Source organism: Erwinia sp. MYb375, assembly GCF_037479175.1.
Taxonomy (GTDB): domain Bacteria; phylum Pseudomonadota; class Gammaproteobacteria; order Enterobacterales; family Enterobacteriaceae; genus Erwinia; species Erwinia rhapontici.
In genome coordinates, this window is sequence record NZ_JBBGZS010000023.1 from 258,565 (window position 1) to 283,629 (window position 25,065).

16 protein-coding genes are annotated in these 25,065 nt (G+C 57.1%); 8 read left to right on the top strand and 8 right to left on the bottom strand.

The annotated features are described in order from the left end of the window. Position 1: 1 nt before the first annotated feature. Positions 2 to 736 (top strand): class I SAM-dependent methyltransferase, encoded by a 735-nt coding sequence (locus tag WH279_RS14240; RefSeq protein WP_200644017.1) that lies wholly within the window; start codon positions 2 to 4, stop codon positions 734 to 736. On the opposite strand, the gene WH279_RS14245 is transcribed toward WH279_RS14240, so the two are convergent. Next, the gene (locus WH279_RS14245; RefSeq protein ID WP_339457431.1) at positions 737 to 1,411 is read right to left on the bottom strand and encodes an MBL fold metallo-hydrolase; all 675 of its coding nucleotides are present in this window, start codon (positions 1,409 to 1,411) and stop codon (positions 737 to 739) included. It lies immediately after the preceding gene. 19 nt (positions 1,412 to 1,430) lie between these two features. Beyond that, positions 1,431 to 2,354 (bottom strand): muramoyltetrapeptide carboxypeptidase, encoded by a 924-nt coding sequence (ldcA, locus tag WH279_RS14250; protein WP_339457433.1) that lies wholly within the window; start codon positions 2,352 to 2,354, stop codon positions 1,431 to 1,433. 196 nt (positions 2,355 to 2,550) lie between these two features. Here ldcA and emtA point away from each other — a divergent pair, with 196 nt between their 5' ends. Then, positions 2,551 to 3,186, top strand: a complete 636-nt coding sequence (gene emtA, locus WH279_RS14255; RefSeq protein WP_200644020.1) for a membrane-bound lytic murein transglycosylase EmtA — start codon at positions 2,551 to 2,553, stop codon at positions 3,184 to 3,186. A 1-nt stretch (position 3,187) separates the two neighbouring features. Here the strand turns inward: emtA and WH279_RS14260 are convergent, their stop codons facing one another. Continuing rightward, the gene (locus WH279_RS14260; protein ID WP_339457436.1) at positions 3,188 to 3,928 is read right to left on the bottom strand and encodes a flagellar brake protein; all 741 of its coding nucleotides are present in this window, start codon (positions 3,926 to 3,928) and stop codon (positions 3,188 to 3,190) included. 200 nt (positions 3,929 to 4,128) lie between these two features. Between WH279_RS14260 and WH279_RS14265 the strand changes: the two genes are divergently transcribed. Next, positions 4,129 to 4,377 carry a GlsB/YeaQ/YmgE family stress response membrane protein gene (locus tag WH279_RS14265; RefSeq protein WP_339457438.1) on the top strand — a complete coding sequence of 83 codons (249 nt, stop codon included), beginning with the start codon at positions 4,129 to 4,131 and terminating at the stop codon, positions 4,375 to 4,377. A 54-nt stretch (positions 4,378 to 4,431) separates the two neighbouring features. Here WH279_RS14265 and WH279_RS14270 read toward each other — a convergent pair whose 3' ends face one another. The 5 genes from WH279_RS14270 to WH279_RS14290 form a co-directional block, all read right to left on the bottom strand. Further along, positions 4,432 to 6,561 (bottom strand): TonB-dependent siderophore receptor, encoded by a 2,130-nt coding sequence (locus WH279_RS14270; protein WP_200644022.1) that lies wholly within the window; start codon positions 6,559 to 6,561, stop codon positions 4,432 to 4,434. Between the two features lie 259 nt (positions 6,562 to 6,820). Further along, entirely contained in the window at positions 6,821 to 8,503 is a 1,683-nt protein-coding gene (gene treA / locus WH279_RS14275; RefSeq protein WP_339457441.1) for an alpha,alpha-trehalase TreA, read from the bottom strand. Positions 8,504 to 8,714: 211 nt separating this feature from the next. Further along, a complete protein-coding gene (argC, locus tag WH279_RS14280; RefSeq protein ID WP_339457443.1) occupies positions 8,715 to 9,644 on the bottom strand; it encodes an N-acetyl-gamma-glutamyl-phosphate reductase in 930 nt (309 codons plus the stop codon). Positions 9,645 to 10,454: 810 nt separating this feature from the next. Further along, the gene (locus WH279_RS14285; protein WP_200642973.1) at positions 10,455 to 11,174 is read right to left on the bottom strand and encodes a DUF3142 domain-containing protein; all 720 of its coding nucleotides are present in this window, start codon (positions 11,172 to 11,174) and stop codon (positions 10,455 to 10,457) included. Continuing rightward, positions 11,144 to 13,297 (bottom strand): hypothetical protein, encoded by a 2,154-nt coding sequence (locus WH279_RS14290; protein WP_445235223.1) that lies wholly within the window; start codon positions 13,295 to 13,297, stop codon positions 11,144 to 11,146. The genes WH279_RS14285 and WH279_RS14290 overlap by 31 nt, the downstream gene beginning before the upstream one ends. A 312-nt stretch (positions 13,298 to 13,609) precedes the next feature. Here WH279_RS14290 and WH279_RS14295 point away from each other — a divergent pair, with 312 nt between their 5' ends. Genes WH279_RS14295 through WH279_RS14315 form a run of 5 tightly spaced genes read left to right on the top strand, consistent with a single transcriptional unit; the run spans position 13,610 to position 25,034 of the window. Further along, positions 13,610 to 19,276 carry an Ig-like domain-containing protein gene (locus WH279_RS14295; protein ID WP_339457446.1) on the top strand — a complete coding sequence of 1,889 codons (5,667 nt, stop codon included), beginning with the start codon at positions 13,610 to 13,612 and terminating at the stop codon, positions 19,274 to 19,276. Positions 19,277 to 19,308: 32 nt separating this feature from the next. After that, positions 19,309 to 20,805, top strand: a complete 1,497-nt coding sequence (locus tag WH279_RS14300; protein ID WP_339458705.1) for a TolC family protein — start codon at positions 19,309 to 19,311, stop codon at positions 20,803 to 20,805. A gap of 16 nt (positions 20,806 to 20,821) precedes the next feature. Then, positions 20,822 to 21,613, top strand: coding sequence for an efflux RND transporter periplasmic adaptor subunit (locus WH279_RS14305; protein ID WP_339457448.1), 792 nt, complete (start codon positions 20,822 to 20,824; stop codon positions 21,611 to 21,613). Further along, positions 21,610 to 22,929, top strand: coding sequence for an efflux RND transporter periplasmic adaptor subunit (locus WH279_RS14310; RefSeq protein ID WP_339457450.1), 1,320 nt, complete (start codon positions 21,610 to 21,612; stop codon positions 22,927 to 22,929). The genes WH279_RS14305 and WH279_RS14310 overlap by 4 nt, the downstream gene beginning before the upstream one ends. A 2-nt stretch (positions 22,930 to 22,931) precedes the next feature. Further along, entirely contained in the window at positions 22,932 to 25,034 is a 2,103-nt protein-coding gene (locus WH279_RS14315; RefSeq protein ID WP_339457452.1) for an HlyD family efflux transporter periplasmic adaptor subunit, read from the top strand. The last annotated feature ends 31 nt before the right edge of the window (positions 25,035 to 25,065 follow it).

The window sequence follows — 25,065 nt, forward strand, 5'->3', positions numbered from 1 at the left end:
AATGACGCAAAATATTTATGACGACCCAGCCTTCTTCGCAGGCTATGCCACCTTAAATCGTTCTGTTCAGGGGCTGGATGGCGCGCCAGAATGGCCCGCTGTGCAGGCATTATTGCCCCCTCTCAATAACTGCCATGTTGTGGATTTGGGGTGCGGCTATGGCTGGTTCAGCCGCTATGCCTGCCAGCAAGGGGCAAGCTCGGTACTGGCGTTGGATGTTTCTGAGAAAATGTTGACTCAGGCCGTCAGCCTGGGTGATGACCCGGCCATTGACTGGCGGCGTGCCGATCTGGAAACGTTACAGCTCACGGAGCAGTATGATTTTGCCTGGAGCGCACTGACGCTGCATTATGTTGAGGCATTACCTGCGCTACTGCGCACAGTATTTGCGGCGCTAAAACCGGGTGGGCAGTTTATCTTTACCGCCGAGCATCCCATCTATACCGCCCCTCGTCAGCCCGCCTGGCAGCACGATCAACAGCAGCAAAAATATTGGCCGCTGAGCGATTATCAGCGCGAAGGGCAACGTGTGACGAACTGGTTTGCTGAGGGGGTGATCAAACAGCATCGTACACTCGGTACCTGGGTAAACGCACTTATTGAGGCCGGATTCAGCATTACGGCATTAAATGAGTGGGGACCAACGGCTCAGCAGATTGAACAACAGGCTGCGCTGGCGGAAGAGAGGGAGCGCCCGATGTTATTTATCATGGCGGTGACCAAACCCCGCACCTGACTAACTGCCGCCGATCGGGAGCACCGAGTGGCGTAGATCCAGCACATTATTTTCCGCTTCATCCAGCAGCGCCAGCCACTGGCGCACATCGACTTCCTGCCATGCCAGATGCCCGGCAGTGGTGCCCATCAGGACCACATCCGGGCGTAATGCGCGATAAAACTCCAGCGTCTGCCGCAGTTCACTCTCATTACTCTCATCGACCAGCACGGTGACCCAGCGATCATGGGATAACGTGACAGTGTCACCGACAAATAAATACGTTTTGCCATGAGGAGAGGCATACAGATAGCTGGTGCTGCCCGGCGTATGCCCCGGGGTGGGCACCACATGAAAACTACCGCAGTGGACCTCAGCCGCATTGAACGTGGCATCGGCTTCGGCAAAGTGGCTGACCTGGCCTAATGCACGAGCATGGCAGTAGAGTGCGGAGTTGAAACGCTGCTGTAAGCGGCGGGTGCCCGGACTGGCTTCGTGCCAGTGGGTCAGATAATGGCGAATCATGCCTCCCTGATCAGCAATCACCTGATGGTCCTCCGGGTGTTCAACCCGTGATATCAGCAGATTGCCACGCACATGTTGCAGTAAGAAACCATGCATCATCAATACGGGTTCATCGTCACTGGCAGGAAATTCCGGGGTGGATACCCAGAGATCTTCATATAACTGTTTCATCTTTTTGCGCTCCCAACGATCAGCGCAGCACGGGATATCCTGATACCTGTAACGAAGCGGCGGTATTCTCCACCGTCAGCATTCCCTGGGCGCCAAGGGGCAAGGTGACGGTGTCCGCGCTGTGGCCGAACGGTAACCCGGTAATCACCGGAATACCCGTCAGATCGCGTATCAGGTTCCAGACACTGGTGAAATCGTAGCCATTGTCGTAATCCGTAGAAGTGGTTCCGCTAAAACTGCCGGTAATAATGGCATTCTGGCGGGAAAGAATACCGCTCTGATGCAGTTGCAACAGCATGCGTTCGATGCGGAAAGGGTGTTCATTCACATCCTCGATCACCAGAATGCCGCCCTGAATATCTGGCATCCACGGTGTGCCGATCAGAGAAGCAATCATCGCCAGGTTGCCGCCCCAAACCGTACCGGTTGCCTGAACGTGTTGTGAGACTGTCGTCCACTCCAGAGTTAATTTAGGCGAAGTTAGCGCGCGCCAGAAGTGTTCAACGGTAAAATCAGACAAAACCTCAGCGCCGAAATTGCCCGCGAGCATCGGCGCGCTGAAGCTCAACATCCCACTTTGCGCCAATAACGCCAGCTGAATGGCAGTAAAATCGCTGTGGCCGCAGAGGGCGAGGGGGGCACCGGCCAGCCGCTCACGCAGTGCCCCGTAGTGAATATGCGGCAACAGTCGGCTGGCACCATAACCTCCGCGTACTGCCAGAACGATATCCGGCAACGGATTAAGCTGAGCCAGACCGTTGATATCGGCCAGGCGCTGGCTGTCGTTACCGGCAAAACGTTGCTCGCGGCGGGCAATAATGCCGCTGTTATCAACCCGGTGGCCATCCGCCTGCAAACGTGTCACGCCGCGCGCTGCGGCCGCAGGATTGTGGCAGTAGCCGGAAGGGGCAACCAGATGGATCGTACGTGGGATTGTCGCCATAACACTCACTTTGATGATTTTTTATGCGCCAGCAGTGAATTATTTCGAACCGGGCGCTGTCCAATTGATTCGATGATGACGAATAGCTGCTGTGAAGTCACCAGCATGCCGCACAATTTAAGAGTTACGGTAATTTCCTAATGGTCGGCAACCCGTATGATAGTCTCGAAGCTAAGGCTCAGAGGATAATAAAAACGTGAGAAAAAGCGTGAAAATGGCGGCGATGATCGCTGCATTATTGCTGGCAGGTTGTGCCAGTGAACCCCAGAGAAAAATTGTTCGTCAGCCGGATACTCCCTTAACACAGGCCCCACCTTCGCAGGTGGCCAGCGCCTGGTCGATGATGACCGAGCAGGCAGCACAGCGGAATGGCGTGGATCAAAAGCTGGTGGAAGCGATTATTACCGTAGAATCAGGCGGCAACCCCACGGTCGTCAGCAAGTCGAATGCCGTTGGATTGATGCAGATAAAAGCCTCTACGGCAGGACGGGAAGTGTATCGTTCACAGGGTCGACGTGGGCAACCAACGAAGTCGGAACTGCGTGACCCGGTGAAAAATATCGATATTGGTACCGCGTACCTGCGTATTCTACAAGAGCAGCAGCTGGCGGGGATTCGTGATCCGAAAACCCTGCGCTATGCCACTATCGTCTCTTACGCTAACGGTGCAGGTGCTTTGCTGCGGACCTTCTCTCGTGACCGCGATCGCGCTATTGCGATGATCAACGCCATGACCCCGGAAGCGTTTTACCAGCATGTGCAGGATAAACATCCTGCGGCCCAGGCACCACGTTATCTGTGGAAAGTCACCACCGCCTATCGCACAATCTGAATCACTCCTGGAAACGGTTGGCTTTATCACGCGCCAGCCGCTCCAGCGAGAAAATGACCTGTTGCAGCTCACGTTCCTGCCCGGCATTCAGTGACAGGAAGCGGAAGCTAAGGCGCGGTGTGACGATTGTCTCGCTTTTACTGCCCACCACGCTGCGTTTACCAATGGTAATCAGCTGCGCATCCACTTCAAAACGGCCATATTCCCCCATCTCTACGCGCAGCTTTTTAATGCTGTCGCCGATTTGTAGCGTCTCCGGCAGGGCGTTATCGGACAACACGCCAACGCCGCCCAGTGAGAGGTCTTGCAAACGCAGGCGGCCTTCACCTGACCCATCAGGCCAGGGGATATAGCAGTAAAACACCGGATTGAGCGGTGCCGTCACGCGGAAAAATTCGCGGCGCTGGATCATCCAGAGCAATTCAGGCAGCTCTGCAGAAAATGCGGGCAATCCTTCATGCTCGGCCGCGCTCAGTGCCGTCAGGGCAAACTCGACTTTGGCACCGCGTGTTTCTGCGGTGATATGCAGATTCCGGGCCTCTTTCGCCAGCTGATTGTCGTAATCATTACTGCCGAAATCGAGCAACATGTTCTCTTTATCCGCGTACAGCAGTCGTGTGATGAACTGACCGCGAGCGTGCGACACCATCACGGGTGTTTGACTGTCCAGCAGATCGCGCAGGACGGCCAGAACTGCCAGCGGCCCACGTTTCAGGTATTGTTCTTTGTCGTCCTCTTTCACATCCGGCTCCAGTCGAATAGCAAATCATGCGCGTTAGCGACCCTGTAACGGTTATCGGCAACCCCCTCGGCGGCTTTACAATTATTTTACGCGATAGACGAAGAAAGTTTAGATTTAAATCACAGGCTTAGAAACATCGCCTATACTTAGTGCGTTTTATCAGGCGAAGCGTTAAATCATAAGATAATAAGGAGTGACTAATGGGTATTATTTCATGGATCATCTTTGGTCTGATCGCCGGTATTATCGCCAAATGGATTATGCCGGGTAAAGATGGCGGTGGTTTCATCATTACCGTGGTGCTTGGGGTGGTGGGTGCCGTGGTGGGTGGCTGGATCAGCACCTTGTTTGGTTTTGGCAGGGTAGATGGTTTTAACTTCGGCAGCTTTGTTGTCGCGGTGATTGGTGCGATCGTGGTGCTGTGGATTTACCGTAAGGTACGCAGTTAACACAACGGTTTAAAAACAAGGGAGGCTGAGGCCTCCCTTTTTACTGTCTGGCTTTTAGAAATCGTAACCCACGGTGGCGATCACGCTGCGTTCAGCCCCCACGTAACAGTTGGTGGTGCTGTAACAGGCGGCGATATAGTCACGACCGAACAGGTTATTGGCATTGACCTGCACATAAGCCCCTTTCATGCTGCTGTTCCAGTCGCCCAGATTGGCACGTACAGAGGCGTCGACCAGCGTGACGGAGGGGACCCGCGCGGTATTGTCGTCATTGGCCCACTGTTTACCGATGTAACGCACCCCGGCACCGGCACTGATGCCGTAGTCAAACTGATAGTGTGCCCAGGCAGAGGCCATCTGATTTGGTGTCAGCAGTGGCGTGTGGCCATCATTGCCGTCCTGCAACTCTTTATAACGTACGTGGTTCAGCGTATATCCGGCGATGGTACTCAGGCGCGGGGTCAGCTGATTACGTGCTTCCAGCTCAAGTCCCTGAGAGTGCACTTTCCCGGCGGGAATGTAGGTGGCGCTGGCAATATCGTTAGAATCACGTGCCGCGACATCTTTCTGCGTCAGGTCATACACGGCAGCGGTGTACAGATCGCTGGTGCCCGGTGGCTGGTATTTCAAACCGGCCTCATACTGCTCAGACGTGGAAGGTTTCAGCAGGTTGCCATCTTTGCCAGGAAGAATGGATGGCGTGACCGCCTGGCTGTAGCTGACGTAAGGCGACAGGCCGTTTTCAAAGGCATACAACAGCGATGCGCGTCCGCTGATGTGATCATCCTGCAGACGATGTTTAACATCGGTGGTGTGATTATCCTGCTCTGACACCATGCGATCATAGCGGCCGGACAGCGTGGCATGCCAGCGATTCCATTCCAGCTCATCCTGCAAATAGACGCCGGACTGATAGTAGCGGCGAGTGGTGTTGTCCTGAGACGTGACCGTTACGCCGTGAGAGGCGGTGGCGCCGGTGAACGGATTAAGTGGGCTGGCACTCCCGTATCCGCTCCAGACATCGTTTTTATACTGATGGTATTCCGCACCCACCACCAGCTTATGCGTCACGTCGCCAGTGGCGAAATCCGCTTCCAGCTGATTGTCCGTTGACCAGGCATCCAGTGAACCGCGTGAGCCACTGTAGCCACGTGCTAACTGGTCACTATCATCGATCCAGCCGTTCTGATACACCTGATCCAGTGCAACGCTGCTGTGCGTGTAGCTGGCATCAGAGCGCACTGCCCATGTCTCATTGAAGCGGTGCGAGAAGGCGTAGCTGTAAACCTGTTCACGCCGTTTGTACTGGTCAACGCTGCTTTCGCCTTCGTTGAAGCCATCCTTTAACCATTTGCCATTATGCTGGGTCAGGTTACCGGAAAGCGGTGTGGAGCCGTGATAACCACCAGAGGGATCTTTTTGCAGGTAGGCACGCAGCAACAGGGAGGTGTCTTCTGACGGCTGCCACAGCAATGAAGGCGAGATCGTGTAACGTTCTTCACGTGTATTGTCATACTGCGTATCGCTGGTGCGCGTCATGCCGATCAGGCGGAAGGCCCACTGGTCATTAATCGCATTGGTATAATCAAAGGCGGCCCCTTTGGTATTTTGTGTTCCACCGGTCAGACGGAAATGCCCTTCAGAGACAAACTGCGGGCGTTTCGAGGTCATATTCACCAGCCCGCCGGGAACGGTCTGACCATACAGCGCAGAGGAGGGACCTTTGATGATATCAAGGCGCTCAAGGAACCAGGGATCGACCTGCATAATATTATGGCTGCCGCCGTCGCTCATCAGGCGCATACCATCGAGGAACAGATTATCGACATCGCCGCCGTGGAAGCCACGCAGGGCAACGGTGTCAAAACGGGTGGCACCCCCACTGAAGTTAGAAAACACCCCTGGCGTGTAATTCAGCGCCTGGCCAACGGTATTGGCGGCCTGATCGTCAATCTGCTGGCGGGTGACGACAGATACTGACTGACCCGTGGTGATCAGCGGCTGATCGGTTTTGCTGGCGCCGGTAGACGTGGTTGCGGTGTAGCCACGTGTTGGTGAATCGGCGGTCTCTGCGGGCGCTGCCGTCACCACCATCTGGCTGTCAGCAGCGAAAGTCATGCCAGGGGCGGTCATCGCAATGGCGCAGCACAGCACCGATCGCTTCAGGTTAAAAACCAAAGTCATCTTCTTTCCTTGTAGGGTTGAACGAGGGAACTGAAAGCCGATCAGATCCCTCGGGAAAAGGCATTCTTACATAAACGTAACAAGATATGATAATAACAATGAGAATTGTTATTGTTATCGTTGATTTTTTCAAGCGTAAATTTTATTTCAGTATCGGAAATGTCTGGTGGGCCGCCGCGTGTGGCAATGTGAGGAGATTCGTGCTGAGAGCGATAAAAAAAGGGCGGCACAAAGGCCGCCCGCTCAGGAGTCATGCAAATTAAGGTGCCGGTTTTGCCGTGCTGATATCCCCCACGTTATTACAGGTCACGCCTTTAGGACAGTAGAGATCCATTAATTTTAGCGTTACCCCATTGGTCCAGCCAAAGCCGTCCTGCAGCGGATATTCGCCACCGCCGCCGCCGCCCAGCCCTTTACCTTCGACAACGTATTTCTCGACCAGCTTGTGTTCTTTATCGTAGGTGGCCTGCACGTTTTGCAGGAAGCGCATACCGATCTCTTTCGCCAGGTCCTGCTTACCATAGTGATTCAGCCCCTCAACGGCGGCCCACTGCAACGGTGCCCAGCCGTTAGGTGCATCCCACTGCTGGCCGTTGTTGACGGTGGTGGTCACCAGGCCACCTTCTTTCAGCAACTGTGCTTTCACGGCGCTGGCCGTACGGTTAGCGTGATCATCCGTCGCGGCCTGCACATAGAGCGGGAACAGCGTGGCGGCGGTTAACTGCGGACGGACCTCCGCTTTCTGCCAGTCATAGTCGGCATACCAGCCCTGTTTCTCATCCCACAGATAGCGGTTGATCGCGTCACGACGCTGTGTGGCACGCTCGGCCAGACGCTTGCTGGCACCTTCATTTTTCGCCACCTGGTAAGCGTGGGCGAGGGTATTCTCCAGGTGGAACATCAGGGCATTCAGGTCCACCGGGACAATGCGGGTGGTATGAATGGTAGCCAGATCACCCGGTTTATCGAACCAGCGAGAACTGAAGTCCCAGCCCGATGCGGCCCCGGCTCGCAGGTCGCGATACAGCCCGGCTTTATCGCGCGACGGGGCTTTCCCGGCGGTGGCGATATCGTCCATCCAGGATTCGGTACGCGGCACATCGCGGGCATCCCAGTAGCGGTTGAGCACGGTGCCGTCTTTGAGCTTCACGACGCGTTTGCTGGCCGATCCGGCGGCTAACGTGCTGCTGTCGGCATCGGCCATCCAGTAGTTGTACTCTTTTTCCAGCTGCGGCAGATATTTGCTGTAGACCGCTTCACCCTCATGTTTTGCCAGCAGATCGACCATCATACTGAAGAACGGGGGCTGCGAGCGGCTGAGATAGTAGCTGCGGTTACCGTTGGGGATATGGCCGTATTTATCCAGCTCAGAGGCAAAGTTATCGACCATATCCTGCACCCGATCCCAGTGACCGCTTTCCGCCAGCCCCAGCATGGTGAAGTAGCTGTCCCAGTAATACACTTCGCGGAAGCGCCCACCCGGGACGACATAAGGCTTCGGCAGCGGCAGTAGCGAATCCCACTGATTGGCCTGGCTGGCGGAGCGCGTCAGCACCGGCCACAGGCCGTTGATATGTTCACGCAGGCTCTGGCCAGCGGGCGGGACATATTTGTCCCCCTCTGCGGGTAGGATAAAATTCGTGGCAACAAACCGCTTTAAATCGAAATTGCGCTGCATTTTCTGCATTTGCCAGTCGGTAAGAATGGCCGTCGGGTCCTGTTTGGGCACGGCATCAGCAAAGGTTTTCTGGTCGGGGAAAATTTTTGCCGCCTGCACCGCGTGGAACAACGGCCCGAGCCGGATGTCCGGTGGCTGCGGGTTACTGCTCAGCATACGTTGATTATCTTCCGCCTGCAGCGTGAAGCTGGCGGTCAGCGCGGCGGTGAGCAGCAGGGGGGTAAACAGGCGTGTATTCCATTGACGTTGTTCGACTCTTCTCATTAGCCATTCTCCATGTCCAGACCATGCATGATCTGTAAGTAGTTGAGCAGATTAAAACTTTAGTCGAATTTAACGAAAGGGTAAGGGATCGAAGGGGCAAAGTGTGAGTCAGGTAGGGGTTTTAACACCACAATGCGCTGAATGTGGTCGAAAAAAATACAGCGGGAATGGCAGGAAAACACGGGGACTGGCAGGCCCCCGTGAGGCGATATTACAGATTCACGCAGGTCTCTTCCGGCAGGCCAAGCATCAGATTCAGGTTCTGTACCGCAGCACCCGAGGCGCCTTTGCCGAGGTTATCCAGGCGAGCAACCAGAATGCTCTGGCGCTGCTGCGCATGGCTGAAGACAAACAGTTCCATATTATTGGTATTATTCAGCGCTTCCGGCAGCAGGTAAGGGGCAGTATCGGCGTCCAGGCTGTTCAGTGCGTTCACGTGAATAAACCGCTGGCCGTGATAGAAGTCAGCCAGCGCCTGCTGTAACGCTTCGCCATCCACATCATTCAGCGGAATAAACACCAGCATACCCTGCGCATAATCACCGACGGATGGCTGGAAGATCGGCTTGCTGCTCAGCCCACTCCACGCCTGAATCTCTTTCAGGTGTTTATGATCAAAGCCCAGGCCGTAGGCGGCAAACCCGGTGCCTGCCTGCTGGTATTTTTCGATCATCGCTTTGCCGCCGCCGCTATAGCCGGATACGGCGTTAATCGCCAGCGGTTGATCGGCTTTCAGCAGGCCGCTTTGGGTCAGCGGTGCGAGCAGGGCGATAGCGCCGGTAGCGTAACAGCCCGGATTGGACACATGGCTGGCAGCACGAATTTTCTCGCGCTGGTCGGCCGCCAGTTCCGGCAGGCCATACACCCAACCTGCTTCTACGCGGTGCGCAGAACTGGCATCGAGTACGCGTGCACCTACGGCATCGGCCAGCTCAACGGCTTCACGTGCAGCAGCATCGGGCAGGCAAAGGATGCTGACGTCCGCCTGTTTCATCAGCGCCTGGCGGGCAGCGGCATCTTTACGCTGCGCTTCATCAATGCTGAGCATTTCAATCTGAGGATGACGGGCCAACCGCTGCTGGATCTGTAACCCGGTGGTGCCTGCCTGACCATCGATAAACACGCGATATTTCTGACTCATTACCGTCTCTGCCCTGACTTCGTAAAAAAAGAGTGGTGAGAGTATGCGAGATTTAGGGCGAAGGGACAATAAAAAATGACTGAATATCTGTTTTATTTGCATAATAAGTCATTATTGTTCGAGTGGACAGGTCAACATCCTAAGGTCAAGGGCGTTTCGCTTTCCCGCTGTCGCGGGCTGAGCGACAAGGGGCGGCCAGTCGCCGCCGCCCCTTGACCCCGGGCTTGCGGCAGGCGCCGCGCCCGTTTCACGGGTGCCTTCGTCAGTTCCGTTCACCGACGGACCGCTCGTGACGGCACTTCCCTGTGCCGGCCCGAGCTTTCACCGCCGTCCTGGCGGTTCATCCTGGTTCACATCACTTCCTCAGCGCCGCTTAATTGCCGCCTCAACATCAAAACCCAGGTCAAACCCTAAAACCCAAATTTTAAAAAAACCAAAATGACCAAAAGCCCAGAAAGGCTTTTTGTCTCTGGTCTGTCTGACTTGCCTTTGATTGTTCTTTTGACGTGGTTTTTGACCTTTTGAGCGGCAATTAAGCTTCGCCGAAGGAGGGCGGATTTCCAGGACGAGCCGACAGGATGTCGGCGAGAGGGTGAGCCGGGACAGGGATGTCCCGTCACGCCCGGTCCTGCAGGAAAGCCGCTTGACTGAGGGAACCCGCTTTAGCGGGCGATGCGCCTGCCGCAAGCCCGGGTTGCCAGGGCGGCGGCGACTGGCCGCCCTGGGTCGCTTCGCCCACGAAGTGGGAAAGCGAAACGCCTTTGACCTTCAGACCTTGACCTTCAGACCTTAACCAGACCTTTAAGCCGATCAGCGATTCAACATAAACACCACGCTGCCGCGATACCACGGCGAAGCCAGCAGGCGCTGCTCATCCTGCTTATCCCAGCGGCCGTTCTGCACCAGCCCCAGCCGGAAGGGAATGCGCAGCTCCGTCAGCGCCGGGAAGTAGTCGGCGTAGCGGTTCACCGTCTGGCGTCCCTGATAGCTCTGGATCACCAGCTCATCCACCGGCAGCGCGTTCAGCGTCGCCACGTTACCGGTTTTGGCCCAGTCCAGCAGCCCGGTGACGCCAAGGGCATACTCCGCAGGCAGCACCGTTCTCAAGCGTTGCAAAAATGCGCTGTACTGATCCAGGCGGTGGGTCGCGGCATCAAAATCAATCTGTATGCCGATCACCTGATTGCCTGCCTGCGACCAGCGCTGCGCCAGCCGCACCATCCGTTCCAGCATCTCATCCGGCACCGCCAGTGTCTCCATACGCACCGTGACCCAGATATGCGGAAACGTTAAGCGGCTCACTGGCAGGCCCATACGGATAAACACCGCCTGACCCTGCTGTGTCACCACTTCCCCCTGATGCAGATACACGGTGTGGGCGGCTTTCAGCTCGGGTCCGGGGCGTACCCCCGACCAGAGCCAGAACGCCTGGTAATCGCTGGCATTAACCTGCTGTGCAGCACGAACCGGAAGGCCGCACAGGGCGGCCAGCAGGAGGCTTACCAGTAATACTTGAGCTTGTTTGCCCACGTGCTTCCCGGATACTGTTTTTTCAACTGAGTGAACCAGCGCTGGCGCTGTGTTTTATCGACCTCTTTGCCGCCGCAGTCGTTATAACCTGACGGTGCGTAACACATGACGGCGCGGTACAACGCGTAGCTTTTATCTTCCGGTTCGGTTTTGCTGTTGCCGATCACCTGCTGATAATAGTGCTGGCGATCCGGCTGACCCGTGCGTTTCTCAGTCGTCACCGCGTTATCCAGCGTACCGTTACCGCCGCTGTCGGGCCAGGTGGTGACCGAAACGTTCGTCGTGCGGAAGAACTCGCTGAGGCAGTTCAGCGCATGGCTGTTGTCGGCGTGCTGGCTCAATTGGGTGACCACCGTTTCCAGCGTCGGGCAGGCGTAGCCTTTTTCAGTCTTTTCGCCCGTCCAGTCAAAGGCACTGAGCTGCACATCGGCAAATGCGTCAGTCACCACGGGCTGCGTAATATGCTGGCTCAGTTTGCGGTCCTGCAACCATTCGCCGTAGCGCGCCTCGGTCAAATCGCTGACCAGCAGGGTGTGCAAAGCAATGGTGCGTTCTTCATCGTTTGGCCCTTTGCTGGCCTGCTGACGTAGCAACTCTGGCGTCGCGCGAGTCTTCAGCACCAGCGAACGGTAGCGCAGGTTCGTCACCCGGCTGTCTGCGGCAAAAATCTGTGCCACTTCATTGCCGGAAACCAGCGCAGCCGCCAGTCGGGCCTGAACAAACTGCTGCTGTTCCGGGTCCTTACTCAGCGTTAACAGGTGCGCCCAGTGGTCGCGGGCGGCGGGCCATTGTTGCTGCGCCATCAGCGCATCGCCATACAGCACCTGCTCGCTGAATGCGACAATGTTGCGGGCGGGCAGTTCGGTGATGGGTTTGATGTTAGCGATCACCGCAGGATAATCCCCGGTGCGGAACGACTGCATGACCGTCAGATAGTGCCAAAGCGGTAGCTTGCGTGCCTGGTCAAATGACGGCATCAGCGCATCAAGATACGCCTGGTCCACACAGGGCAGGCGCGGATTACACTCTTTGCTGCGCATCAGACGTAATGTCTGGGTAAAGGTCAGCAGCGGGGCGTTAGTGGCGCTGATAAACATCGCATCGCCGCTTTGATCTTTGCTTTGCAGCTTCAGATCGTTTTCTGCGATCAGCGCAACAATCTCATCATTATTCGTGGCCGCTTCCAGCGCCTCCTCATAGTGATCTGCCAGCAGGTCCCAATCCTCCCGATACCAGTCGATACGACGTAGCATGCTGTAGGCGGAGTGCGCATATTGCCCTTTGGGCCAGGCGGTCAGATAGGCCAGTGCTGCGGTACGCGCCTCAGTGGCAGCATTTTTGTCGACCTTTTTGACATCGAAATCACCGTATTCACCGTTGGCATTCTCGCTGCTCTGGTTGAGTGCCGTGCGCATCAGCATATAACTGGCGGTTTCGGCCACCCACTGCTGTTTTGCCGTTTGCAGCGCCGTGAAGGTCTGTGCGGCAGCCGGATAGTCACCCTGATAGAAGTCGCTGGCGGCCAGCAGATAATCACGGAAGGCGCGTGCCGATGATCCTTCAGGATAATCCAATGCCCCCGTCTGCTGGCGGTATTCAGCGCTATCAGACAGTGACATACGGGCAGTGGCCAGTGCCTGGCGCTGTTCTGTACTTAGCGAGGTATCCGCCAGCAGTGCCCCGAAGAAAAGCGAAACGGTGGTCAGCGTATAAGAGACAAAACGGTTTTCCTCTTCGCCGGGCGCCATCGGGGTAACTTTAAGAATGCTGTCGTTCAGACCCAGCGCGGCAATCTGATTTTGCAGCGTTGCAGACAGTTTATCTTCGGTAGCAGCAGGGCTGGCAGCGGCAGGAGCGGCATCATCATGGTAGCCGAAATAGAACGAGCGGCTGCGCGTCATATCTTGCGGTACGGGCTGCGACGTCAGGGTAACAGCTTTGGTTTCGCTGACCAGGCGCAGCAGGTTGTCACGGGTGTCGTTGGTCACGTCCAGCACGGGAGGGCTGACAATAAAACAGTCTTTACTGCCCCACATACAGGCCTCGATATCTGAAGAGGCAAACGTCTGAAAACTGGCGGTTAATGATGCCAGCACGGTCAGGGCAATCCTTGATTTACGCATAATCCTTTTCCGGCAGATGATGAAGCGTTGATAAGCCGGCGAATTCTAAGCTGAAAACGAGCTTTTCATCAATGTGTTAACGCCTGCATTGTAAATTTTTGTTTATTAATTGAAATTTTTACACACAAAAACATTTCAAAAATAACACTTCTATTAATTTATGTTTTTTGATAAAAGTTGGTTTAGTTAATATTGCTAATAAGACTTTTCTTAAGGCTGGTCATGCCAGACAGCTTGTGAAATTGCACGCAGCCCAAAAACATTCGAATTTATAGCCCATTGCCAGCGGCTGTGTGGCTCAGGAGTCTCATCATGGCATGGCAAAACTGGTTCACCGGCGCGAAGCTCTCTGCGGCCAAAAAATCAACAGACAATAAAGCATTCATAAATAATTCATCCGATCGCATCCTGCCTTCCGCCTGGCTGCTGGAACCGCGTATGTTATTCGATGGCGCGATAGCCGCCACGGTCGCGGATACTGCCGCCAGCACGCCTGCGGCAGATGCCCACGCCCCGGCTACTGCCGCCAGCACGCCTGCGGCAGATGCCCACGCCACGGCTACTGCAGACAGTCAGGCAGAGAGCAGTGACAGCAGCCACACCCAGGCCACAGCGGATAACAGCAGCGACACGGCAACGGCTAACGATCAGAGCCAAACCAGCGATACCCCGAGCGATGCCGTGGTGACCAGCGCCAGCCACACGCGCCATGAAGTGGTGTTTATCGATACCTCCCTCAAAGATTACCAGACGCTGGTGGATGGCATTCAGCCGGGCGTCGAGATCGTGTTGATTGATGGTAGCAAAGATGGCCTGCAGCAGATCGCCGACTGGGCCTCGACCCACAGCGGCTATGACGCCATTCATATCTTCTCCCACGGTTCTGAAGGCACGCTTAACCTCGGCAGTACGGTCCTGACCGACACCTCGATTAAATCCGCAGATGTGCAGGCGGCGCTGGCGATTATCGGCCAGTCGCTGACGGAGCAGGGCGACCTGTTGCTTTACGGCTGCGATGTCGGTGCTGGCAGCAAAGGTGATGCACTGCTGACCGATTTAGCCACGGCGACGGGTGCGGATGTGGCCGCCTCGGTGGATGCCACCGGCAGCAGTCTGATTGGCGGCGACTGGGTGCTGGAAAAAACCGTGGGGGATATCGACACCGCGGCACTGCATGTTGATGGTTATCAGGGGGTGATGACGGTACTCAATTTCAATGAGTCTCAGGATGACATTGCCAGCGGGGTGAACCTCAGCGTTGTGCGCGTGGTTGATGGACAAAATATCACGTTTTCTTCCGACAGTTATCTGGGGCTGGATTCGACATTAGGGCCGATCGGAGTCTATTCCTACGATGGTGCTTCGGGGACATCTGCGACAAAACTGGTGATCAGTGCGCCGACGGGCTACACCTTCGATCTCAGTGGATTAAGCGCGGGGGGAGATACCGGAACCCTGCATTTTGTGCTCACCTACGCGAACGGCAGCACCAGCGCGTTTGATGTGTCGATGGATAAGCTTGCTTTGAACGCGATTAGTAGTTTACCGACCATTAACGATGTGACCCAGGTGGTTATTTCGTCCGCAAGTTATTCTGCGCTGCAAGATATCAATATTGTCGATGTTAAACAGATCGGCCCAACGGTCAGCGCCGTGAGTTCCTCCACAGCAGACGGTGCGTACAAAGCCGGCAGTACGGTGCAGGTCAGCGTTCAGTTCTCCACGGCAGTGACGGTAAACACCACCGGCGGGACACCCACACTCCTGCTGGAAACCGGTGCCACCGATCGGCAGGCGACCTATGTCAGCGGATCGGGCACGTCAACGCTGGTGTTCAGCTATGTGGTGCAGAGCGGCGATCAAAGCGCCGATCTTAACTATGTCAGCAGCAGTTCACTGGTGTTGAACGGTGCCACTATCAGCGACAGCAGCAGCGGGAAGAATGCTTCAGTGACGCTGCCGGACACCGGGGCGCTGACGTCGCTGGGTGGAGCAAAAAATATTGTCATTGATACCCAGTTGCCAACGGCAACTGTCTCGCTGAGTGATACGGCACTAACAATCGGTGAGACCGCGACGGTGACCATTACGTTTAGCGAAAAGGTCAGCGACTTTAGTAATGCGGACCTGACGGTTTCCGGCGGCACATTGAGTGCGGTCTCCTCAGCCGATGGCGGGACGACATGGACAGGCACGTTTACGCCAACCAACGGCACCACCACCAGTGGGAATCAGATTACCCTGAACATGACTGGGGTGCAGGATGCGGCAGGTAACAGCGGCAGCGGCACCGTCAGTTCCGCCAGCTATGCCGTTGATACCGCACGCCCGACCGCCAGTATTGTGGTGGCGGATAGCGCCCTGATTGCCGGTGAAACCTCGCTGGTGACCATCACCTTCAGTGAGCCCGTCACCGGTTTTACCAACCTGGATTTAACCATTGCTAATGGCACGTTAAGCACGGTCAGTTCGTCAGATGGTGGCCTCACCTGGACCGCAACCTTCACGCCGAACACGGCTGTCCAGGACACCACCAATATCATCACGCTGGATAATACCGGTGTGGCGGACCAGGCAGGCAATACCGGTACAGGCACCACCGATTCAAACAATTACAGCATTGATACCCAGCGGCCGACGGCCTCGATTGTGATGGCCGATAATGCGTTGCGCATCGGGGAAACCTCGCTGGTCACCATCACTTTCAGCGAGGCGGTAAGCGGTTTTACTAATCAGGATCTGAACATTGTCAACGGCACGCTGACCGCCGTCAGTTCAGCTGATGGCGGCATTACATGGACGGCGACCTTTACCCCGACCAGTAACGTGACGGATGCCACTAACCTGATCTCGCTGGATAATACCGGTGTGACAGACATGGCAGGTAACGCGGGCACGGGTGCAACGGACTCGAACATTTACAGGATTGATACCCAGCGCCCGACGGCCACGATTGTGCTCTCGGATACTGTGCTGTCCATCGGTGAAACCTCGCTGGTGACCATCACGTTTTCGGAAGCGGTCACCGGGTTTACCAATCAGGATCTGACCATTGTTAACGGCACAATGACCAACGTCAGCTCAGCCGACGGTGGCGTCACCTGGACGGCAACCTTTACCCCCGTCAGCAACGTGACAGATACCAGTAATGTCATCACGCTGGATAATTCCGGCGTGGCGGATACGGCGGGCAACAGCGGGGCGGGCACCACCGATTCTAATAATTACAGCATTGATACTCAGCGCCCGACCGCCACGGTGGTGATGGCGGATACCGAACTGACCCCAGGCGAAACCTCGCTGGTGACTATTACGTTCTCGGAAGCCGTGACGGGTTTTACTAATGCTGACCTTACTGTACCCAACGGAACTTTAACCACGGTCACTTCATCTGACGGCGGCATCACCTGGACGGCAATCTATACCCCGAATACTCAGATTCAGGATGCCACGAATATCATCACACTGGCGAAGACGGGGGTGAGCGATCTGGCGGGGAATACGGGAACCGGCACGACCGACTCGACTAACTTTACCATCAATACCTTGCAACCGACCGCCACCATCGTGGTCGCCGATAATGCGCTGCGCGTGGGTGAAACTTCGCTGGTGACCATCACGTTCTCGGAAGCCGTCACGGGCTTCACCAACCAGGATCTGACCATTGCCAACGGCACCCTGAGCGCGGTCAGCTCAGCCGATGGTGGCATCACCTGGACCGCAACCTTTACCCCGACCAGCAGCGTGACAGATAACAGCAACATCATCGTCCTGGATAACAGTGGCGTGCAGAATGCTGTGGGCACCGCAGGCAGCGGCACCACCCACTCCAATAACTATGCGATTGATACCGTGCGCCCGACCGCAACGATCGTGGTGGCGAATGATGCTCTGGGCGTTGACCAGACGTCGCTGGTGACCATCACGTTCTCAGAAGCCGTCACGGGTTTCAGCAATGCCGACCTGGTGGTTAACAACGGCACGTTAAGCGCCGTCAGCTCCTCAGACGGCGGCATCACCTGGACGGCGACCCTGACACCGACGTCCGGGATCTCGGCCAACAGCAATATGATTACCCTGAATAACCAGGGCGTGACCGACCAGGCCGGTAATACGGGAACCGACTTCAGCTACTCCAACTATTACGTTATTGACAGTCAGCGGCCGACTGCCACCCTCGTGGTCTCTGACAACGCGCTGACGGCCGGTGAAACCTCGCTGGTCACCATCACCTTCTCAGAAGCGGTCACGGATTTTGATAACAGTGACCTGTCGGTCTCTAACGGCACGTTAAGCGCCGTCAGCTCCTCAGACGGCGGCATCACCTGGACCGCGACTTTCACCCCAAACCAGAATATCCAGGATGCCACCAATCTGATCGTGCTGAATAACAGCGGCGTGTTGGATTTTGCAGGCAATGTGGGCGTTGGCACCACGGAATCGTTGAATTACAGTATCAATACCGTCCGGCCAACGGCCACCATTGTCATGGCAGATCATTCCCTTCTGGTCGGTGAAACCTCGCTGGTCACCATTACCTTCTCCGAAGCCGTCTCGGGCTTCAATAATGGCGATCTTACCGTGAATAACGGCACGCTCAGTAGCGTCAGCTCCTCTGATGGTGGCATCACCTGGACGGCGACGTTTACCCCGGGCAGCAACGTGACAGATAGCAGCAACATCATCACCCTGGATAACAGCGGCGTGTTCAATGCCGCGGGTAATACCGGGGTGGGCACCACTGACTCCAATAATTACGCCATCGATACCCAGCGCCCGACGGCCACCATCGTGGTGGGTAACCCGAATATCGGCATTGGCGGGACATCTCAGGTGACCTTCACCTTTAACGAGGCGGTGAGCGGCTTCGACCTGTCCGATGTGTCCATCGCGAATGGCACGCTGAGCAACCTCACGTCAGCGGATGGGGGGATCACCTGGACCGCAACACTGACGCCAACCTCTGGGGCCACCGATACCACTAACCTGGTGGTCCTGGATACCTCGGGGCTACAGGACCTTGCCGGTAATACGGGCAGTGGGATAGCCATTTCCAACAACTACGCGGTTGATGCCACGCCGCCTGTTGGCACCATTACTCTGAGCGACAGCCAGCTGACGGCCGGGGAGACGGCCCAGGTAACAATTACCTTCAATGAAGCGGTCACGGGGTTCAGTAATAGCAGCCTGACGGTGACCAACGGCACGCTCAGTGCGGTCAGTTCTTCCGATGGTGGCAAGACCTGGACGGCGACCTTTACCCCTGCGGCAGGGATTGCCGTGTCAGGCAATCTGATCGTACTGGATAACAGTGGCGTGACCGATCTGGCGGGTAATACCGGTACTGGCAGCAGCCGTTCACTGGCGTTCAGCATCGACAGCCGTCCGGTGGAAACCAGTACTGTCACCATGGCGATGAACGCGCAGTTTATGTTAACCGACGGCAAACCTGGCGCGACCAGCCCCACCGGCGGTGAGGCTCCGCGCAGCCAGATTGAGTTGATTGCATTACCGGCGGCGTCCGGTGTGCCGTTAACCGGAGGCGCGTCGATCTTCGGTGCGGCCCCGGGGATCAGCACCACGCCATCGGCAGCCATTGTATTCAGTCAGGCCGGACAGGGCGGCGGAGCGGCTGCGCCCTCTGCGCTGGCGGCGGTCTTCAGTCAGAACGACGTTAACCACTATGAACCGGGCATTATTCGCAGCCAGGCCGTCGATCTCAATCAACCGATGGGTGGCCGGTCGACACTGGCCGGGTTGTTTGGCGAGATCTCGCTACCGGGCAATACCGCGCTGGAAGTGTTCTCCGGCAGCAGCTGGCAGAACGTGTCGGATAACGCCCTCACAGGCGCGATTGCCCCGACTTCGGTGTTTGGTGCGCCGGTGTTCAGCCAGCAACTGCAATGGCTGGACGAGGTTCAGTCTCAACAGGTGGCCTCGCTTGAAGTCGCGCTCAAAAACAATAAATCAGCAGTTTGAAAATAACGCAGGTCTGGGGTAAGGAATTGATGATGCATAAGTATGGAAAAATCTTCACCATCAGCATGATTGCATTACTGGTGAGCGGCTGTGCGGTCTCCACGCAGCCGATCGATAAGCAAGCCAGCCAGCAACGTGCCGATGCGGACCTCAGCGCGATGTTCAGCCAACAGGATCCGGTCACCGCGCCAATCACCCTGCATGATGCGATGGCGCGCGCGCTGAAATATAACCTTGAAGCCCGCCTTAAAGTGAAGGAGCAGGCGCTGTCACAGTCGCAGGTGGATCTCTCGCGCTTTGACCTGCTGCCGAAAATGGCGGCGGAAGCCGGTTATGTGACGCGCGATAACTACAGTGCCTCCAGCAGCCGCAGCGTGGAATCGGGTAACCAGTCTCTGGAGCCGTCCACCTCGCAGGATCGTACCCGTCACGTCGCGGACCTCACCATGGTGTGGAACATTCTCGATTTTGGCGTCAGCTACGTCACCGCGCATCAGCAGTCGGATAAACGCTGGATTGCGGAAGAGCGCCGCCGCAAGGTTACGCACACCATTGTGCAGGATGTGCAGTCAGCCTACTGGCGTGCCGTGGCCGCTGAACGTCTGTTAGGGCGTATTGATGCCTTAATCGGGCGCGTGAATATGGCGCGTGAGAACAGCCAGAAAATGTCGACGCAAAAAGTGGGTGATTTGATTGAAGCCTACAGCTATCAGCGCGCACTGCTCGATGCCACTCGTCAGTTGGAAGAGCAGCGCCGCGCGCTGTCGCTGGCCAAAACCGAACTGGCCACCCTGATGAACCTGCCGCTGGGCAGTGCCTATACGCTGGCGCTGCCGGACCGTGAACAGCTGGTCGAGCCGGTACTGAACGTACCGATGAACGATCTCGAAAAAGCCGCACTGGTTAACCGTCCCGAACTGCGTGAGCAGGATTATCAGGTGCGTATCAGCGCTGCCGAAACGCGTAAATCCCTGCTGCGTATGTTACCGGGTATTGAGCTCTCTCTTGGCGGGAACTACGACAGCAACTCCTTCCTGGTGAACCAGAGCTGGGTCGACGCCGGGGCAAAAGTGACCTGGAACCTGTTCAACCTGATCTCCGGCCCGGCGGCCTATGACGTAGCGAAGGCAGGAGAAAGCGTGTCAGAACTGCGCCGTCAGGCGATGTCGATGGCGGTGCTGGCCCAGCTCTACGTGGCGCGTGCTAACTACAACGAAGCGCTGCGCCAGTACCATACCGGTAAAGAGTTGCAGGTGCTCGACAGCGAAATCCTTGCCCAGCTCAATAACCGTTACAAAGCGGGTAGCATTGGTGAGCTGCAACTGATCCAGGGCGAACTGAACGCGGTGAATACCTCACTGCGTAACGACCTGGCCTATGCGGAACTGCGCAACGCCTACGGGCAGGTATTTGTCACCGTCGGCCTTGATCCGTTGCCGGAAGCGCAAAAACTGACCGATATCTCGTCAGTCGGCCAGGCACTGGATCGCACCGAAAAACGCTGGGCAGCCGGTAATATTTCACTGTAGGACGCAGGGTAATCTGTTGAACAACCATATTCGAAGTTCTCTACTGATGCTGGCCGCACTCTGTGCGGCCCCCATGCACGGCTATGCCGCCGGCGAACTCCAGCTCGACCCGGTGCCTGCTGCGGGGGCGAAAGCCTCTGAAGAGGGCAGAGAGGCGCGTGGCGTGCTGCGGGCGGTTGACCAGGCAATGCTGTCCAGTGAGCTGAACGCCAAAATTATTGAGATGCCTTTTCGTGAAGGGGAGGCGTTTAAAAAAGGCGATCTGCTGGTGCGCTTTGACTGCTCTGCCTATCAGGCACAGCAGTCAGCCTCCCAGGCGGCGATGCGTGCCGCGCAGCAGGAGTTAAGCCAGAACCGCCAGCTGGCCGAGATGAAATCCGTGGGCCGTAATGCGGTGGCGCTGTCAGAAGCGCGGCTGGCACAGGCGGTGGCGGAAAGTCAGGTATACCAGATCCAGACCAGCCGTTGTCGTATTGTGGCACCGTTTGCCGGGCAGGTGGTGTCACGTAAGGCGCAGGTGTCGGAATACCTGGCACAGGGCGCGCCATTACTGGAAATCGTCGACAACCGCCATCTGGAAATCAACCTGCTGGTGCCGTCACGCTGGCTATCCAGCCTGAAGCCGAAACAGACCTTCACGTTTACCCCGGATGAAACCGGCACCCCATTACAGGCTGAAGTCCTGCGCGTCGGGGCGCGCATTGATGAAAGCAGCCAGACGCTGGTGTTGATTGGCCGTGTGACGCAGGCGGACAGCGCCCTGATTGCCGGCATGAGCGGCAGCGCACGCTTTACGGAGCTGAAGTGAGCGTAACGCCCCCAGCAGCACCGGAGCGGGTATTTGCCGAGTTCTTCCAGCTTGAACGCAAGGCCCGCGCGGCAAAGACCAGCGAAGCCCTCGCCTGGTCGATGGTTAACGACGGGCTGAAATTGTTTGGTTTTCGTCATGTGGCATTGATTATCAACGGCCGTGTGCGGGCGGTGACCGGCGTCTCCGTCCCTGATCCTCACGCGCCGTTTATCGCCTTTATCGAACGTGCCGCGAAGCAATTGATCGCCGGAGGACATGCCGCCGAGGCTGCCACCATCAAAGCCGACTGGCTGGATGCACAGTCACAGCGAGACTGGCAGGCGTTGTCCGCCGCCGAAGCACTGTGGGTGCCGCTGAACGATCGTAACGGACAGCTGATTGGCGGCTTATGGCTGGCGCGGGATACGCCCTGGCAGGAGAGTGAACGGCTGCTGGCACAGCAACTGGCGGATGTATACAGCCATGCCTGGCTCGCGCTGGAGCCACATAAAACCTGGCAGCCCGGCTGGCCTAAATTCAAACTGCTGGCAGGTGTGATTGTGCTGGTGGGCGTGATGTTGATCCCCGTCAGGCAGTCGGTGCTGGCCCCGGCCGAAGTGGTACCGCAGGGCGGGCGAGTGGTGACGGCACCCCTCGACGGGGTGATTGCTGAGTTCAGGGTGAAACCCAATCAGCCCGTGAAACAGAACGACCTGCTGGTGCGTTTTGATAATACGGTGCTGAAAGCGCAGGTTGACGTGGCCGAACGGGCGCTGGACGTGGCGGAGGCCGAGCGGCGCACCGGCGGCCAGCGTGCGTTTCAGGATGCCGACTCCAAATCCAGACTCGACCTCCTTGCTGCTCAGGTGGAGCAGAAGCGGGCTGAGCTGAACTATGCCCGTGACCTGCTACAGCGCAGTGAGGTGCGCGCTGAACGTGACGGCATCGCCGTCTTTGCCGATGCAGATCGTCTGGTGGGGAAACCGGTCAGAACCGGGGAACGCCTCATGGAACTGGCCGATCCACAGCAGGCCGAACTGAAAATTGAGCTGGACGTGGGGGATGTGATCCCGTTTCCGGCCGATGCGGGCGTGGCGCTGTTTCTCGACAGCGATCCGCTGCAACGCCATGACGCGCAGCTGACCAGCGTTGCCTATGAAGCGGGGATGACCGCCGCCGGACTGTTGGCTTATCGGCTGGATGCGCGTTTCCTTAACAGGGCACCACGCATTGGATTACGCGGTACGGCCAAAATCTACGGTGAATACGTACCGCTGGCGGCCTATCTGTTCCGTCGCCCGCTGGCCGCGCTGCGTAAAACGGTCGGCCTGTAAGCATGGCGGCGCTCCCGGCATTACGCGACGATCTGCAACTCTCTGCGGCAGCGCCCGCACTGGATGGTTCACCGCAATGGACGCTGGCGGATTCACTGGCCGGGCGCTATTTCAAACTGAACGGCAGTGCGATCAGGCTGCTGCGCCACTGGGCTCTGGGGGATGACCAGCAGGTGCTGGCGGCGGCGAATCGCGAGCCGGGCATTCCCTTGCAGGCAGAGGCGTTGGATGATTTTCTGCGTTTTCTGCGCACCCACGATCTGGTGAGCGGCGGGGATGCTGAACAGCGTGCCAGCTACGATCTGAAGTCGGCGGCGCGTCGCCAGAGCCTGTTTAAAAAAGTCCTGCATCAGTATCTGTTCTTTCGCATTCCGCTGTGGCGCCCCGACCCGTTCCTGAATCGTAGCTGGCCCTGGCTGGAGAAGTACGGCACAGGCCTGCTGCGCTATCTTTTCCCGCTGCTGTTATTGACGGGGCTGTTTCTGGTTAGCCGCGACTGGCCGCGCTATCAGAGTTCGTTTTCCCATCTGTTCACGCTGGGCGGGGCGATGGCCTTCGGCTGTACGCTGGTTGTGGCGAAATTCATCCATGAACTGGGGCACGCGTGGATGGCAAAACGCGCAGGTTGCCGGGTACAAAGCATGGGTGTGGCATTTATCGTGATGTTCCCGATGTTTTATACCGATGTCAGCGATGCCTGGCGCGTGCGGGAACATCGTACCCGGCTGCTGATCGGTGCCGGAGGGATCCTGGCAGAGCTGCTGCTGGCGGTCGTGGCGCTGTTTGCCTGGTCGCTGCTGCCTGAAGGGTCGCTGCACACCGCAGCATTTCTGCTCTCCAGCGCCACCTGGGTGACCACCGTGATCATTAACATCAACCCGCTGATGCGTTTTGATGGCTACTTCATGTTAAGCGACCTCTGGCGCATCGATAACCTGCAAGGCCGGGCCTATGCGCTGTGTCGCTGGCATCTGCGTGAAGCGTTGTTCGGCTACGGTGAGGCCCCCCCGCAGCGTTGGTCACAGCGTATGCGTCGTCGGTTGCTGCTCTGGGGATATGCTTCCTGGCTGTGGCGCTTCTTTTTATTCATGGGGATTGCACTGACGGTCTACCACTACTTTTTCAAAGTGCTGGGGCTGTTTCTGATGATGGTGGAAATCGGCTGGTTTATTGTGCTGCCGGTGATACAGGAGATGGGGATGTGGTGGAAACAACGTCAACAGTCGCGCCGCAAAACGTGGGTCCGTAGCGCGCTGCTGTTGGTTCTGATCCTGGCGGTGTTGTTTGTGCCGTGGCGCAGCGGGATTGAGATCCCGGCGCTGATGGAGGCCAGCCGGGTCAGCACACTCTATGCCCCGGCCCCGGCGCAGATTGTCACATTACACGTGCACGACAGTGAACCGGTCAGTGCCGGACAGCTGCTGCTGGAGCTGGCTTCACCCGACCTCGATGCCCGCTTAATTATCGTGCGACAGCGCGTGGCCATTTTGCAGCTTCAGATCCGCCGTCAGGCGGCCCGGCAGGACACGGTAGGCGACATGCTAGTCCTGCAACAGGAACTGGCGGCGTCGCTGGCAGAGCATCGCGGACTGACGGCCCAGCAGGAGCGCTTACAGGTACGCGCCCCGCAGTCGGGCGTGGTGCGCGATATTGCCACCGATCTGACGCCGGGGCGCTGGCTGTCGCCGGAGGCTGTCCTGCTACGCATCGTTGGACGAGAACAAAGCCGGATTTATGGCTATCTGCGCGAAGATAATCTGCAACGGATTGCCCCTGGCAACGGTGGGCGGTTTATTGCTGATGACCCGGCACTGGCGGCGATCCCGGTGCGCCTGAAGGCAATCGATCCGACAGGCAGCCCGTTCCTGGAAGAGGAGAAACTGGCCTCTGACCGCGGGGGGCCGGTGGCGGTCAGACGCGATGAACAGAAAAGGGCGCGTGCAGTGCAGGCGTGGTATGGCGTCAGTATTGAACCGATCGACCAGTCCGTCGCACCGCAACAACCGGTGCGCGGTGTGGTGGTCATTAACGGTAAAGCGGAATCTCTGTTTACCAGTGCATGGCGACGCGTTGCCGCGCTGGGGCTGCGGGAAAGTGGTTTTTAAACCTGTTATCAACGGCATAAAAAGGAAGTGA